General features: G+C 60.3%; 2 protein-coding genes. Both read right to left on the reverse strand.

The window, feature by feature from the left end:
• Nucleotides 1-216 precede the first annotated feature (216 nt).
• The gene (locus ACN9MU_RS20575; protein ID WP_426318428.1) at nucleotides 217-618 is read right to left on the reverse strand and encodes a hypothetical protein; all 402 of its coding nucleotides are present in this window, start codon (nucleotides 616-618) and stop codon (nucleotides 217-219) included.
• The gene (locus ACN9MU_RS20580; protein WP_426343384.1) at nucleotides 615-15,674 is read right to left on the reverse strand and encodes a hemagglutinin repeat-containing protein; all 15,060 of its coding nucleotides are present in this window, start codon (nucleotides 15,672-15,674) and stop codon (nucleotides 615-617) included. Before ACN9MU_RS20580 ends, ACN9MU_RS20575 begins: the two co-directional genes overlap by 4 nt.
• Between the last annotated feature and the right edge of the window lie 5 nt (nucleotides 15,675-15,679).

The raw sequence follows: 15,679 nt of genomic DNA on the forward strand, positions 1-15,679 counted from the left end.
GATCTGCTTAAAAAGTGGACAAAAAAATGGCGCGATCCTCTTGGGCGACCGGCTCGCATCAGCCGGCGTCCACGAAAATCGCGCCTCTTTTCTGAGAAAACGGGCTAGCCCGTACGCCCGCCTCCCTTATTGATCATTTGGACAGGACAGCGCGCCTTCCTACACAGCCTTTTTCACATTGCCCGAGTCAGAATTGCCGGTATTTCGAGGTGCCCATCATTTGGACAGGACAAATCGGAAGCAATCTTCTTCATCCTGCTCCAGTTGATTCACTCGCGTCACTTCACCTTGGCCATTCACGTAAATCCATTCATCCCATTGATCAACGGGTATAAAGCAACGAAATTTTTGCTCGATCGCTATTTCAATAATTCTATCCACGACATCTGAATTCGGAACGGTGTACCGATATAGTTGCAATAGTTGAGCAGCGTCACCTAATACGCGAGAATGTACACAAACACAATCCAGCATTGAACCATCTAACTCTTCCGTTAATCCGTTAAATTCGTCAATGCTAAATATTTTGATTCGTTCAATCGAACATTCGAACACTCTACTCAAATGGAGACTGAGCTGATCAGGAGTACATGCTTCGGCCAACAATAGATCAATCATTTATTTATTTCCTTATAAGCTTGAAGGGCGGCGGCTTTTGCCTCGGGGGTAATACCCATGTTTTTCATAATTTCACCTGCTCTTGGTGTGTCACCAAACTTATTCAAGACAGCATACGCTTTGTATCCACCGCGGTCCATTGGGTAAAGCCCAGGACCGGATTTCGGATAAAGAACACCGTCATGCGTACCATAGGTGCGGCCATTTACGATGTATGTATCGCCAACCTGTTGCGCACGATTTGCTCTAATTTCGGCAACGTCCGCTGCCACATCAACAACAGCTCGATCAATGAGCGTATTCTCATCTTTTGCAACGGAAGATTGCGTGACTTTATCAGCATAATGCCGGGCTACAGGAGATTTTAAATCGGCAGGTGATTTATTGGCAGACTTCTTTTCGGCCTTACCCGCGGCTGCAATGTTTTGCTCATCGATATCCGCTGTAACTGGCGACTTATCAGGCGCAACAGTTTTCACCTCATATAGTGGATCATTTGCCGCTATCTCACCTTTGCTGACTTGCTTAGTCTCCCCAGATACAAGCTTCTGCTTGTTAGTTTGCGATACAGCAACTCCTTTTGGCAGCGCAATGCCTTTCTGAATTCCCCTTGCAATTAAAGGTGCACCTTTTCCCACAATCAATGAAGTCAGCAGCATTCGCTCTTTACGAAGCCAAAGCGCGTCCCTAACAAGACTGTCGCAAGTGCTAGAGCTCACCCCTGCGCAATTCTGCTGCCGAAAATTCGCGATTTCCTCCGCCTTTTGAACGTCACTACCAAACAAAGAGGCGTCACCATAGACTGTCCCTAACCTGTTCACATTGTCTTGTCGGCCAAAGAAGATCTTGTATTCGTTGTAGTCCAATTCATTGCTGATTTCACGTGTCGATGCCGCTTGGCTTTCAAGGTCCCGCACGCACTGCACATCACCGGCAAGAGTACAGGACTCGATTTTCGCAATATTCGCGTTTGACTTGGCGATGTACTTGTTACGGATATCTCTATAGTCAGCATCCGGACAGCCTCCCTTTTGTTTGGTGCATTCCTCAAGCTCCTTATTCATCGCAGCCATTTCAGGGCGCTTCAAGAAGTTGTTCTCGACTGCGTTAGTCGCCACCTGACCACCTATTGCGGCATCGCGAACGTTTCCACCGGCCGCACCGGACATCAACGCGCCGATGGCGCTGGACAAGGCTGTGACGTTATTCACTTGCTCGGGCGTGAGCTTGTCACGTTGCAGCGCCCCATTTGCATCAAATGCCTGCGGATACAGCTCTTTCGTCAAGATTTGCGCGGCCAGTTCGCCGCCGCCGCCGGCCAGTGCACCACCAACTGCGCTCGAGTTGTTTGCAACCGCCAAAGCTGCGCCCAGCACTGCATGACTCAAGTCCTGCAGCGTCTGGTTTTCGTTGCCCTCTTTCTTGAAGTAGTCGCCAATTTCAGCGGCAAGGTATGGCGCGGCGGCATTCGCAGCGATCTGTGTGCTGCCCTGTCCCGCTACCGAGCCGACCAGAATGCCAGTGACGACATTCAGTGCGCGGCTCTTGTCGCCACCGACGCCCCACTCTGCCTGGACCTGTTTGGCGGCATCAATTGTTTTCTCTGCTTCCGCCCTCTGTTCAGCCGTGCTGTCCGCTTTGGCCAGGATTTTTTGCGCTTCTGCTTCCGCTTTGCGTGCTTCGTCCACGAACTCACTGGCGGCTTGCTTTGAGGTTGCGATCACCGTGCCGGCGGCGGCCGACATGGCTTGCTGATCCTTCAGGAGCTTCTGCAGGTCAGGCAGCTTATCCAACGCGGTGTTGGCCTTGCTCGCGTCGGTATTGATGCCCAGCTCCTTTACTGAACTGGTCGTCACGCCGCCAATGGTGATCTTGCCGTCGGTGACGGTGGCATAGGTGGTGGAGCTATCGCTGCCTTTCTCCATCATCGGCAAACCAGGGGTGGTATTCCCGCCCTTGCTACTGCCAAAGAGCTGCTTTTGCTCACTCCATGACTTGGTGCTGCCGTCTTCATTTTTCGCACCGAACTCGCTGCCGCCGCTAACGCCACCCGCCATGCTGACGTTGCTGGCCGAATAGGTCATCTTGTTTTCGATGTTGGACGTGGTCAGCTTGTTGGTCGTCATCTCGGAGGCTGCAGCATTGGTGCTGGCGATGGCGCCGCCTTTCAGGTCGATCGTATCGGCCTTGATATGGTAGCCGCCGTCACCGGCGAACAGGCCCGATTGCTGGCCGACGCCAGCGTAGGTGCCCTTGCCACTTTGCTGAGACACGTTGCCGTTGGCGCTCCAGACACCAAAGCCTACCTGCACGCGTACCCCTACGTTGGACTGCTTGCTGTCGAACGCACTGTTGTCCTGCAGGCTTTCCACGGCCAGCTTGCCGCCAACGTCGGTGTTGATCGTGTTGGCGGTTGCCGTTGCACCTTTCAGCGTGGTGTCGCCTTTGCTGTGGATGTTGATCGTGTCAGCTTTGAGCTCGGTGTTGTTGTTGATCGTGCTGTCGTTCTTGTTGTGGCCCTTGCCCATGTTGGCTGCGGCGTAGATGTACACGCCGGTCTGGGCTCCGACCTGGAAGCCAACGCCCGCTTCAACGCCAGAGCTCTTGTTCTTGCCGTCGCTGTGCAGCGTGCTCTGGCTGGCGTCCAGCACGATGTTCTGGGCTGCGTCCAGGCTCAGGGTCTTGCCGGCATTGAGCGTGGCGCCGGTGGCGTGGATGTCGCCGCCGGTGGCTGTCAGGTTGACGTTGCGGCCGCCATTGATGGTGCTGCCCTGCGCTGTGCTGTCGTTGCCGTTGCTGGAATTGCTGCTGCTGGTGAAGCCGATCCCGGCCTCGCCCTTGACCAGGATGCCGCTGCCGGCGCCACCGGTCATGCTGTTGATCGCGCTGGCTGCCTGGTAGGCGTTGGCGGTTGCCGCCATGCGCTGCATCTCTTTCAGGCGGCCGTCGGATTTGCGCGCTGCTTCCACGTTGTTGGCCAGGTCAATCAACGGGGAGCTGATGCGGGCGAAGGTGCCGATCTTCAAGTCGCTGTTCGATTCCTGGTGGCTGCCGGTGTTTTGCAGCGCCGTGATGTCGATCGACTTGGCGGTGATGTTGACGTCATTGCCGGCCAGGACGTTGCTCGACGCCTGGGTGTACTTCTGCCCTGCGGTCAGGTTCACGTCGCCGTTCAGGCTGGAGACGTTGGACGCCACCTGGGTCACCTGGTCGCTGTTGTCCTTGTGCTTTTCGTTGTGGTAGCCGGAGAAGCGCTCGGTGTCGGAAATGGCGACCTTGCCGATTGCCTTATTGTTGCTCTGGTTGGCGTTGTGCAGCGTGTCCTGCGCGCTGGTGATGGTCAGGTCGCGCGCGGCGTTGATCGACAGGTTGCCTTCCGAGACCACGCTGGCGCCGGTCAGTGCGATGTCGCCGGTCTGCGTGGCCATGGTGGTACTGCCGCCGACCGACAGCTTGGTGCCGGTCACGGTGTCGGTGGCGCCGTTGCCTTTGCCGTTGTTGTTGAGCGAACCAATCACCTGCGTTGAGCGCGTGTCGATGCTGAAGCCCGACTTTTTCGAGTCCTGCGACCTGCTTTCCGTGTTGTGGGCCACGTCGAACTTGATGCTGTCCTTGGCCAGGATCAGGGCATTGCCTTCGGCGCTGATCTGGGCGCCCTGGCTGGTGATCGAACCGTCGGTGGCGAGGATGGTCAGGTCTTTTCCGGCAAGGAGGCTGCTGGTGCGCGCTTCGCTGGTGGCGTGGTTTTGCGTGCTGTTGGTCTTCTTCGTTCCGAACTGGGTGTTGACGACCGCCAGCGCTGCCGCGGCGCCTTCTGCCGCACCTTCCGCCTTGGCGAACTCCTTGCCGACGAAACTGCCGGACTTGGAGTTTTCGGTGCTGGTCTTGTAGGCATCCTTGAAGGCAGCCAGCGGGTTGACTGTGAAGCCTACGCCGAAGCCGGAGGATTTGCCTTGGGTATTAGCCTGGCTTTGCATGGTGTTCTGCGCTGCGGCCAGGTCGACGTTCTTGCCGATCAGGGTCAGGTTTTCCTTGGCGGCGATGTCGGAGGCGACCACTTGCAGCGTTTCGCCGGATTTGAGCTTGACGCTGCCGTCCAGGGAGCCGATGCTGGAGGCGTGCTGCGTGACCGACTCCTGCGCGCTTTGCGAGGAAGTGTTCGACTTGCCATAGCCAGTACTGAGATTGCCCGACTTGAAGCTGACGCTGAAGCCGGATTTCTTCTCTTCCCTGGTGCTGGCGGACTTGCTGGCTTCCTCGGCGCTGACGATGCTCAGGCCACCTTTGGCGTCAATGCTGAGGTCTTTGTCGGCCAGCACGGCGCTGGCCTTGATCAGGGTGTCGCCGCCGCTGGTGACGACCACGTTGCCGCCTTTGATGGTGCTGCCGACTACCAGCGTGCTGGCGTTGTAGTCGGTGGCGGTGCTGCTGCGCTTCTTGGTGAGGCTACGCGATTCGCTGTGCATCGCAATATCGGACAAATGCGTCTCGCTCACGCTGGCAATATTCAAGTCGTTGCTGGCCTTGAGCGTCAGCGTGCCGCCTGCCGCAACGGTGCTGCCCATGACATTCAAGTCGCTGCTTTGACTAATACCTGCGCTAACCAGCAGGTCGCTGGAGGAAGAGATCTTTGCACCAACCACTGCTTGATTCTCGTGGATATCCCTGGACCAGTTCTTCCCTCGCTGCCCTTGTTCATTGGTCTTCACTTCGTCAGTAACGGCGCGAATGTTCACACTGCCGCCTGCCAGCAGCTTGCCTGCATCCATTGAAACCTGGGTACCGGTGAGGTTCAGGTTACCCGTCGCTGCCATCAGCAAGTCTCCGCCGACATTGACGCGGCTAAGCTGATTGTACGTGGCACTGTTGTTGATCGTGGTTCCGTCAATCTTCCCGTATTCGGTACTGCCGGTCTTGACGGTATCGAAGCTGATATTGTTGCCGGCGAAAATGGAAGCACTCGCGCCAGCGTTGATCGTGCCTGCCAGGTCGGTTAAGTTGCGGCCCGCGTCCATTATCAATCCACCGGTCGCACTAATCACGGCCTGGTTTGAGAGCGAAGTGTAGCTGCCGCCGTTCACTTTGGACGACCACTTGCTGTCCACAGTCAGGGTCTCGTTCTTGATGTCACGCCCAGCTTGCAGCGCCACATCGCCGCCTTTGATGGTTCCGCCGCGATTGATAATGTCTTCGCCAGCCAGCAGCAAGGTGCGGCCATTGCCGCCGTCAATCACGCCGCCCTGGTTCATGATGGTTTCGCTGACGTTGATCGTCACGCTAGCACCAGTAACGAGTGCGCCACTATGCTTGATTGCGTTAGCGTCGACGTGTGCGAGATAAACCTTCGGCACCAGCACAGTTTCGATGGAGCCGTCCGGCAGTTGCACGGCCTGGCTTTCCAGCCAAACGATATCGCTGGTCAGATGGCTGACTTGCTCAGGGCTCAGGGAAATTCCTGGACGCAAACCGAATTGCTGTGCGAAGCTAGCTGCGTTGTTCAGCATCTGCTTGTACAGGCTGTCATCGGCAGGGCCGGCACTTGGGGCCCGCCCGGTCAGCTCGGAGAGCTGCTCACGAACCAGTCGTTGTTCATAGAAGCCATCGCCCAATCGTTTCTGGGTAGTTGCATGATCAAGAGCCAGCTTATCGAGCAGGTAGTCGCTGCTGGTCCATTGGTCTTCTTTGGCGAATTGCGGGCGCGTTTCGAACAGGTATTGGCCGCTCGGGTTGGGGTTGCGCAGGAACAGTCCACCGGGCGAGATCTTTTTCACGCTGGTGATATTTTCGCCCTGCACTGCGCCGGCGGATTGGCCAATTGCAGTTCCCGCTGATGTATTGGTGTCGCCCAGCTTGCTGTGTTGGGCTTGGTTGGACATACGGCCGAAGAACGAACCCTGGCGCGCCGGCGCGACCGAGTGCGTGGATCCTTCAACGTTTAATCCACTGCCATCTCCACTACCGAAAACCGAGCCTCCGGCCAGGAGTTGATTGGACACGCCGCTATTGCCCGCGAGGCCCGCCCCGGAAAGATTGCCCCCCGTACCAGATGCACCGGCATTGCCAGCCACGTTGGCATGCGCACCCAATGCACTGCCGGAAAAGTGACCGCCGACTCCGCCGCCGAAACCTCCGCTAGCGCTGGCGTCGGTGCCTGCGCCATTGGCGCCATTGGCTCCGCTGCCGATCACATTCACGGAATCACGGATATTGCCAACCGTACCTGCGCTCACATCCACATTGCGGAAGCTGCGAGCGTTGATGAATACGCCCTGGCCACCTTGTATCGTCCCGGCGCCTGAACCGATTTCCGTCGGGATTACGGTATTGGTCCATGCTACGGTGCTGGAGCCTGTGTAGGTAGTAAAGGTACCGTCGAAAGTGTGCTTGCGTAGCAGTTTGGCCCCGCTGCTGACAATGGCAGGCAGGCCGTCAACTTTCAAGGTACCGACGGCTCTTATTTCGCTAAAGCTGTTGTCCAGTGTAGCGGTGACCGTCAAATGCATATTTCCGCCAGACAGGATCTGGCCAGCTTTACCGGTATCAGCTGAAATCTGGTCCTCCACGACAGTGTGGTGCGCCACACGCTTCTCTTCCAATTGATCATACGTCTGCGTCCCCGTATGCTTTTGTGTATCTCGCTTGATAGTGTGCTGTGGATCGTCATATCCTGGAATGGTCACCATCCGGATGCAGTTGGTACTGCAGCTGCCATATGCTGTCGAGAAGTCATATTCCTTCGTATTCCCCCAGTCAAGGTTGCCATCTGGTGGTCGCACATATGCATCGGTAGAAACCCCGCCCTGGTCAGGGTTAGTGATAGTCCGTCCGTCCCAGTAGTAGATAACCTTTGTGCCATCGCTCATTGGGATTCGGCTGCGCGAAGCCCACTTGCCAGCCAAACCACTAGTGGCGTTAAAGAAAGCCGAATCATTCGCGTGCGTTCGGATCTCGGCACGAGTAATCTCATATCCGTCGGGCGTGACGTACTTTTCCGATTTCAGAACATCATTCGGGTTGACGAAATAGACTTCGAACGGAAGATAGTTGGATGACCGCGGATCATACTGGTTGTGGTTTCCGCCGGGGTTGTACCAGCTCGGCATCGTCATATTCACCGTTTCGTCCATCGTCTTGACTTGGACGATCGATACGTTGTCCCGCACGTTCCTCAACGAGACGGTATTCAACGCCAAGTCGCCGTTCGCCTCGATGGTGGACGAGGAGTTATTCACCAGCGCGGTGCCGCCGCCATTGGTAGCACCAACAGCCATATTGGCGGCGCTATACAGCGTGCCGCCCTGGACGTTGTTCAGCGTTCCATCCACGCCCAGCGCCATGTTGCCGGTGGAGCCGATCAGCGCATTGGCGCCGGTGTTATTGAGGCTGCCGGTGCGGACGGTCACATTGCCGCCGACAATGCCGCTGGTGTTGCTGATGTTGGCGGCAACCAGGTCTACCGCGCTTTCGCCATTGATTTCGCCGGAGTTGGCCAGATCGCCGGCCGCACGGATCGCGACGGCGCCGCCCTCGATCACAGCACCGGCCTGGTTGGTCACCTGGTTGCCACTCAGCGCGAGCGTTCCCGCTGCGCCGAGGGTGCCGTTGTTGATGATGTTGCCGGTGACTGTCAGGCTCAGGTCGCGGTTCGAGTGAACTTGCTGTGTGCCCGCATTCTGGACGTAGTCGCCGTTCATGCTGATCGCGAGGTCGCGGCCGCCGAAGATTTCTCCCAGCGCGCCGACCGTGCCGGCCGAAACGAACAGATCGCGGTCGGTGGCGATGCGGCCACCGGAGTTGCTCAGTTGTGGCGTGTTCAGCGTCAGGTCGGCACCGGAACCGCCTGCGGTGCCCAGCGTGCCGCCGTCATTATTGACGTACAGCGCAGAGATGAAGGCATTACCGCCGGATAGCACCTGGCCGCTATTCACGAAACCTGCGCCGGCCTGGTTGAAGGTCAGCGTGCCGCCGCTATTGACCTTGCCTTGGTTGTTGAGCTGTTGGGTGATCGCCAGGTCCATGCCCTGGCCCGATGCGATGGTGCCGGAAACGCCATTCCACAGCGTGGTACCGGACAGCAGCAGGTTGCCCATGCCGGCAATCGTGCCGTTACTCGTGATCGCGCCGCGGCTCAGGAGCCTGGTGTCGCCCCTGCCTTTATTGGCGATACGGCCAGTGCCGTTGTCGATGGAATCGCTGTTGATGGTCAACGTGCTTCCCGCGCCGACTGCTTCGATCACGCCGCCATTGTTTTGCAGCGCGCTGCCCGAAGTCAGTTGCAGGTCGGTTCCTGCCTGCACAATGCCGCCAGCATTGTTCGCTACGCCCGCAATGGACAGAGTTGCTGTGCCGTCGGCCACGAGCTGGCCGCTGTTGGTGAAGGAGTTCGTTGTGATGGCCAGTTCGGCACCGTGGCCGGCAACCGTGGACACCTGGCCGCTATTGGTAAAGCCGGACGCCTTGACCAGCGCCCTGCCCTTTGCCGCAACCTGGCCGCTGTTGCTGAAGGTGGCCGCCGCTTCGTCGAAGGTCAATGTGCTGCCGCTGCCGATGGTGCCTTGGTTGTCCAGTTGCTGGTTCACGTCCAGCAGCATGGCCGTACCGGAGCCGAACTGGCCGCCGGCCTGGTTGAGCAACGTGTTGGCGTGCAGGTCCAGCGCGCCGTTGCCGGCGATGGTGCCGCTGTTGGCAATGCCGCCAGCACTGGAGATCGTGGTATTCCCGCTTCCCGAATTGACGATACGGCCGCCGCTGGCCACCGATTGGGCATTGACCGTCAGCTTTGATGCCGTGCCGGCGGCTTCAATCGTGCCGCTGCCGTTATTCAATGCACTGGCCGCATTCAGGGCCAGGTCGCCACCGGCGTGCAAAGTACCGCCATTGTTGGCAACGGTGCCGTTGATCGTTGCAAGCAGCATTCCGTCGGCGGAAACTGCGCCGCCGAGGTTGGACAGGCTGTTGGCTTGCAGCGTAACGCCTCGGCCAGTGCCGCTGACGGTGTACAGCTGGCCGCCATCGTTGGCGATGCTGGACGCGATGATGCTCATCTCGCCGCCGGAGCCCATGCGGCCACTGTTGGCGAACGTTGCGCCAGCCTGATTGAAGGTCAGCGCGCCGCCACTGCTGATCGTGCCGCCCTGGTTGTCCAGTTGCTGGCGGACGAGCAGGTCCAGCGTGGTGGCGGCGGAAACTACACCGTCAGCCTGGTTCTGCAAGGTCTGCGCATTGAGGACCAGTGCGCCGTTGCCGGCCATGGTGCCGCTGTTGATGATACTGCTCGCGCTCGTGATGCTGGTACGCGCGTTGCCAGCGTTGACAATTCGGCCTGCCAGGTTGTTGATCGAGCTTGCCTGCACGTCCAGCTTGGAGCGGGCTCCAAGTGCTTCCAGCGCTCCGCTGTTGTTCGTCAGCGCGCCGCTTGCGTTGACCGTCAGGTTAGCAGCCGCTTGCACCTGGCCTTGGGTATTGTCGAAACCTGCGCCAGATATCACGCTTGTGTTACCTGCAGCTGCAATCGCGCCGCTTCGGTTGCTCATGGCGCCAACGCTGTCCAGCGTAATGTTCGCGCCGCCTGCGGTGGCGGTTGCGATCTGGCCGCCGTTGTTATTGATGTTGGCGGCATGGATGTTGATGGCGCCTGCCGCAGCGATTTGGCCGCTGTTGCTGAATTGCGCTGCCGCCTGGTCGAAGGTCAGCGTGCCGCTGCTGCTGATCTTTCCTGCGTTGCTCAGGGACTGGCGCACTCCGAAGTTCAGGTTGGCGCCCGAGGAAATGCTGCCGGTGGTCGCGTTATCCAGCGTGGCTGCAGCAATATTGAGCGCGCCGTTGCCGGCAATTTGACCGCTGCTGGTCACTGCGCCGCCAGCGGTGAGCGTCGTTGCGCCGGTGCCAACGTTGACGATGCGCCCCGTTCCGTTGTCGATGGCGCCAGAGTTGATGTCCAGCGTGCCGGACGATGCGGACGTTTCGATCACGCCGCCCTGGTTGCCCAAGGTTCCGCGCGAAGTGATATTTGCGCTGCCATCGGCAACGATGGCGCCGCCGGTGTTGCTGACGCTATCTGCGTCCAGGTGCAAGTCGCCGCCGCCATCCTTGACGGTCACCAGTTGGCCGCCATCGTTGGTGAAGGCGCCAGTTGCAAGGCTTGCGTCCGTGCCGCTGACAAGCTGGCCGCTGTTGCGGACCGCTTTGCCCGCTGCGTTAAGCGTGAAGGTGGTACGGCTGCTGATGGCGCCCGCATTGTCCATGCCGTGGCCGACAGTCAGGTCCAGCTTGCCGCCAGATGCGGCGATGCTGCCGTCCGTGCGGTTGGCCAGGTCGGCAGCTGTCATGGCCAGGTTGCCATTACCGGCAATCAGGCCGGCATTGTCCAGCGTTGCGTCGACGTTCACCGTTGTGGCGTTGGAGCCCACATTGACGATGCGGCCGGTGCCATTTGCCAGCGAACCGGCGTGCAGGCCGAGGGTAGCGTTGTTGGCCAGGGCCTCCACCACGCCGCCGTTGTTGCTGATTGCGCCCGCGGCATCGATATCCAGCGAGCTGCCCGATTGGAGGGTTCCTTGCGTGTTATCGAGCTTGCCGTTGCTGTCGATGGTGGCTGCAGCATCGGACATGATCACGCCGCTGCGATTACTGATCGAGGCGGCATCAATAGTGATTGCTGCACCGGAGTTTTTGGCGGTGGCGAGCTGGCCACCGTCGTTGACCAGGTCTCCCGCATGCAGCGTAAGCTGGCCCTGCGACACAACCAGCTTGCTGTTGGTGACTGTCGCGCCATTGGCGTTGACTTGCAGCGTGCCGCCGCTGTTGATGGTGCCGGCGTTCGCCAGGGAGCCGGTCACGGTCGTGGTCATGCCTTGCGCCGACGCGATGGTACCGTTGGCCTTGTTCTCGAGCGTGGCGGCGGAGAGATCCACTACACCGTTGCCTGCGATCGTGCCGTTGCTCGTGATGCCGTGTACCGCGTCCACCGTAGTGCTGCCGGTACCGACGTTGACGATGCGGCCGGTGCCGTTGGCCAGGTCGCCGGCCTTCAGGTGCAAGCTGCTGGTGGAGGAAACCGTTTCGATATTGCCGCCGTCGTTTTTCACGGTGCCGCCGGCTTCCATTCCCATGTCCGAACGGGCCTGCAGCAGGCCATTGTTGTTGACGATGTCGCCAGCAACGTGCAGGTCCGCTTTATTGTCGGACATGATGGTGCCGCCCTGGTTGCTGATGCCCTGGGCGTTGAGGTTCACGCTGGCGTTGGAGCCTTGGGCCGTGGCGAGCTTGCCGCCGTCGTTGTTCAGGGTGGCGGTCGTGAGGTCCACGGCGCCCCCAGCAACGATGGTGCCGCTATTGCGCAGGTTCAGGCCGGCCTGGTTGGCCTGCAGCGTTCCGGCACTGCTGATGGTGCCGGCGTTATCCAGCGAAGCATGTACAGCGATCGCCATGTTGCCAGCGGCGCTGACGGCACCTTGCGCCTGGTTGCGCAAGCTGTCTGCGGAAAGCTCCAGATTGCCGTTGCCGGCGATCTGGCCGCTGTTTTCAATATGTCCGTTTGCGGCCAGGCTGGTTGTGCCGGTGCCGACGTTGACGATGCGGCCCGCCGTGTTGTCGATCGAAGCGGCGTTCAAGTGTACGGTGCTGCCAGCGCCGGATGCCTGAACCAGGCCGCCGGTGTTGGTGATCGCGCCGCCGGCGCCCAGCTGCAGGTCGTGCGCGGCCTGGATTTCGCCGGCGCCGTTGTCGATGGCTCCGGCAGAATTGATCGCAGTGTCTGCGCCGGAACTGATGATGCCACTGCGGTTATCCAGCTTGCCAACATTGGACGCGATGCCCGAGCCGCGGGCAGTGATGATCTGGCCGTCGCGGTTATCGAGCTCACGCGCGTTCAGGGTTGCCGCGCCTTTTGAAGTGATGGAGCCGCTGTTGCGCAGCAATGCGCCCAGCTGGTCGAAATTCAGCTTGCCCTGGGTGCTGATCTGGCCATCCAGGTTGACCAGCTCAGAACGCACTTTCAGGTCCAGGTCCGACATGGCGGTGATGGTGCCGGCGGCGCCATTGGTCAAGCTCTCCGTGCCAAGGGCCAGGCTGCCATTGCTGCCGATCAGGCCATTGTTGACGATGTAACGGCTGGCCGTGAGCGAGGATTGTCCCGTGCCGGTGGATACAATGCTGCCTGCCCGGTTGGCCAGGTAATCGCCGGACGCGGTCAATTCGTCGCGGCTTTCAATGCGGCCGCTATCGTTGTTGATGCCGCCGCCGGCGCGCAGGTCCAGTGCGCCGCCGGAACCGAGATAGCCGCCGACGTTGTTCACGTCACCTGCAATGCGCGCCGAAGCGCTGCCGTCTGCGCGGATGGTACCGGCGCCGTTCAGCAGCGAGCCCGAAGTGATGTCGATGCGGCTGGTGCTGCCTTCGGCGGTGGCAATAGTGCCGGCGCGGTTATCAATCGAGCCGTTCTCGATCTTCAGCGGGCCTTTTGCAAGGATCTCGCCGGAATTCACCAGCGCTGATTGGCTTTGCGACATGGTGAAACTGCTGCCGTTGCTGATGCTGCCCTCATTCTTCAGCAAGGAGGCGACGTTCATGTTGACGTCGCCCGTAGCAGTCATGCGGCCTTGCCTGGTGTTGGTCAGCGTCGCGGCGTCGACGTTCATCGCGCCGTTGCCGCCGATAATGCCGCTGTTGCCGATCGTCGCTGCATTCAGCGCCAGCGGGCCGGTGCCTGCATTGACGATACGGCCGGTGCTGTTCTCGATCCCAGCAGCTTTGACGGCGAGGCTGCTCTGACTGCCCAGCGTTTCGATGGAGCCGTCCTGATTGCGCACCGTTCCGTCGGCTTCCAGTGTCAGGCCTTTGCTGGCCTGGAGCTGGCCGGCAGTGTTATCCACGCCGCCTGCCACCTGCAAGCTTGCCTGGCCGCCGGTTGAAATCTGGCCATGCTGGTTGGCGAGCGCCGAGGATTTCAACGACAAGTCGCCGGCAGCGGCAATGGCGCCGGAAGTGTTGGTCAGCGCGCCGGTTTCCAGTTGCGCGCTGCCGCCGATGCGCCAGTCGCCCTGGTCGGTGGTGGTGGAGCTGCTGCTCAGGATAAGGTTGCCGCCGACATTCAATTTGCTGCCAGTGCCGGAGATCTCTCCGGCTCGCAAGGCCAGGTTGCCTGAGGTTTCCAGTTTACCGCCGGCTTGCCGGAGCTTTCCGCCGACATTGATCGCTGCATCGCTTGCGCCCAGGTGGAGCAAGTTGCCGCTATCGTTATTCAGGTAGCGGGCGACGTCGATGGACAGCTTGTTCGCTTGCAGCAGGCCGTTGCTGTTGTCGAATTCGCCGAGCGAGGCATTAAAACCGCCGCCGGCCAGCAAGCGGCCGCCCTGGTTGTGCAGGGCGGAGAGTCGCAGCGTCGCATCCTGCTGCACGCCGACCTGGCCCTGGCTGTTGTCGAGGACCCCGCCGTCGACTTTCAGGGTGCGCAGGTTGACCTGGCCGCGCTGGTTGGTCAGGGTTGCGGCGTCCAGGTTGATGCCGCCGGTGGCGGTGACCAGGCCGTGCTGGTTGTCCATTGCGGCGAATTTGAGTTCGCCCGCTGGCAACTCGGGAACGGCGGTGCCGCCAGTGCCGGCGCCCGTGCCCGTGCCGCCCGTGGTGCCGGCATCGGTCGTACCACCTGTGCCGCCGCCGGTTCCGGCGCCGCTGTCAGCGCTGCCGCCGCTGGTCGTGCCGCCCGTTGCGCTGGACGCTGCTTGTCCCAACACGCCGTCGGAGTTATTAGCGCTGCCCGTGGTCACATTCAGCGCGGACGAACCGCCTTGCACAATCTTGCCGTCTGCATTCAACAGGGTGCCGTTGGCGCTACCTAGCTCCACCCGGCGCGCCTCGATGCTGCCGCCGCGGTTATCGAAGTCGCCAGTCACCGCCGCAATCAATTGCCCGCCGGCGTTGATGCTGCCGCCGTTGGTCACGGATGCCGATTTGAGCGCCAGATCTTCACCCGCCTGGATCTTGCCCTTGTTCTCGATCGCGTCACGCATCGTCACCTGCATGCCTTTCGATGCCGCCAGCGTGCCGGTATTTTCAAGACGCCCCTCGGACGTGACGACCAGTTGTCCAGCCGCCGCGCCGATCTCGCCCGCGTTACGCACACCCACGCCTGCTTCGGTACCGACCAGGAAAATCTGGTTGGCGTACATGCCGCCCAGGCGCGAAGCGTCGATCGCGAACTGCGGCGCAGCATCGGCCGCCTTGCCAACCTCCGTCACAGTTGGCGATTCCCCCTCCGCCACCTTGTTCACGCCGGTGACCACATTCAGACGCTGCGCCCAGAGGGATGCATTCAGCACCAGGGAACGGCTGATCAGCGCTGTATAGTCGGTCTTGCTCGCATCCAGTCCCGCGCCGTCGATGGCGATCTGGCCGCGCTGCACGTCATAGCCGGTCAGGCGGCCGTCCATCATCAAGGGAGAACCCGTGGTGAGGGTCGCGCGGCTGACGTTGATAAAGCCGCCGCCGTCCACCGAAATACCGGACGGGTTGGCGATCACCACTTCCGCCTTCTGGCCCGCCACTTCGATATAGCCTCGCAGCGCGCTGGGGTTGCTGGAATTGACCTCGTTCAGGATCACCCGCGCGGAACCCGCTTTCAGCCATGGGTTGCCTTCGACCCAGCCGCCCAATTCAGTCTGCACGTTGACGCGCGAGTTGTTCAGGATGGCGCCACCCTTGGCCACGTCAAACTGCGAGTAGACGTTGCGCGACACGCCGGCCGCACTCGGCTCCCGTACGTTCACCTGCGGCACGCCGTTGGCGGCCTTCAGCACAATGGCCTGGTTCTGGCTTGGCGCCTTCGGATCGGCGATGATCTGCGCCTGAACGTGGCTGGCCCAGAGGAATCCGCCAAAGGCCGCGCCGAACAACAGGGTCAGCCGGCGCAGCGCTGGATGCCCGAACGCGGCCGGTACCGAACTATCGAGCGCACCGGTCTGGCCGGCGCCCTTGACGCAGCTGCGGGCACACTCTCCCACAGCCATCAGCATGCCACGTGCTTTATTGAAAACGATACGGTAGCGAAGTTTATTCATGATGC

The sequence above is a fragment of the Pseudoduganella sp. R-32 genome, assembly GCF_049913245.1.
GTDB lineage: Bacteria > Pseudomonadota > Gammaproteobacteria > Burkholderiales > Burkholderiaceae_D > Rugamonas.

Bases quoted from the DNA above. Each gene is read 5' to 3' on its own strand.
- ACN9MU_RS20580 (WP_426343384.1), bottom strand. From the start codon at position 15,674: ATGAATAAACTTCGCTACCGTATCGTTTTCAATAAAGCACGTGGCATG.
- ACN9MU_RS20575 (WP_426318428.1), bottom strand. From the start codon at position 618: ATGATTGATCTATTGTTGGCCGAAGCATGTACTCCTGATCAGCTCAGT.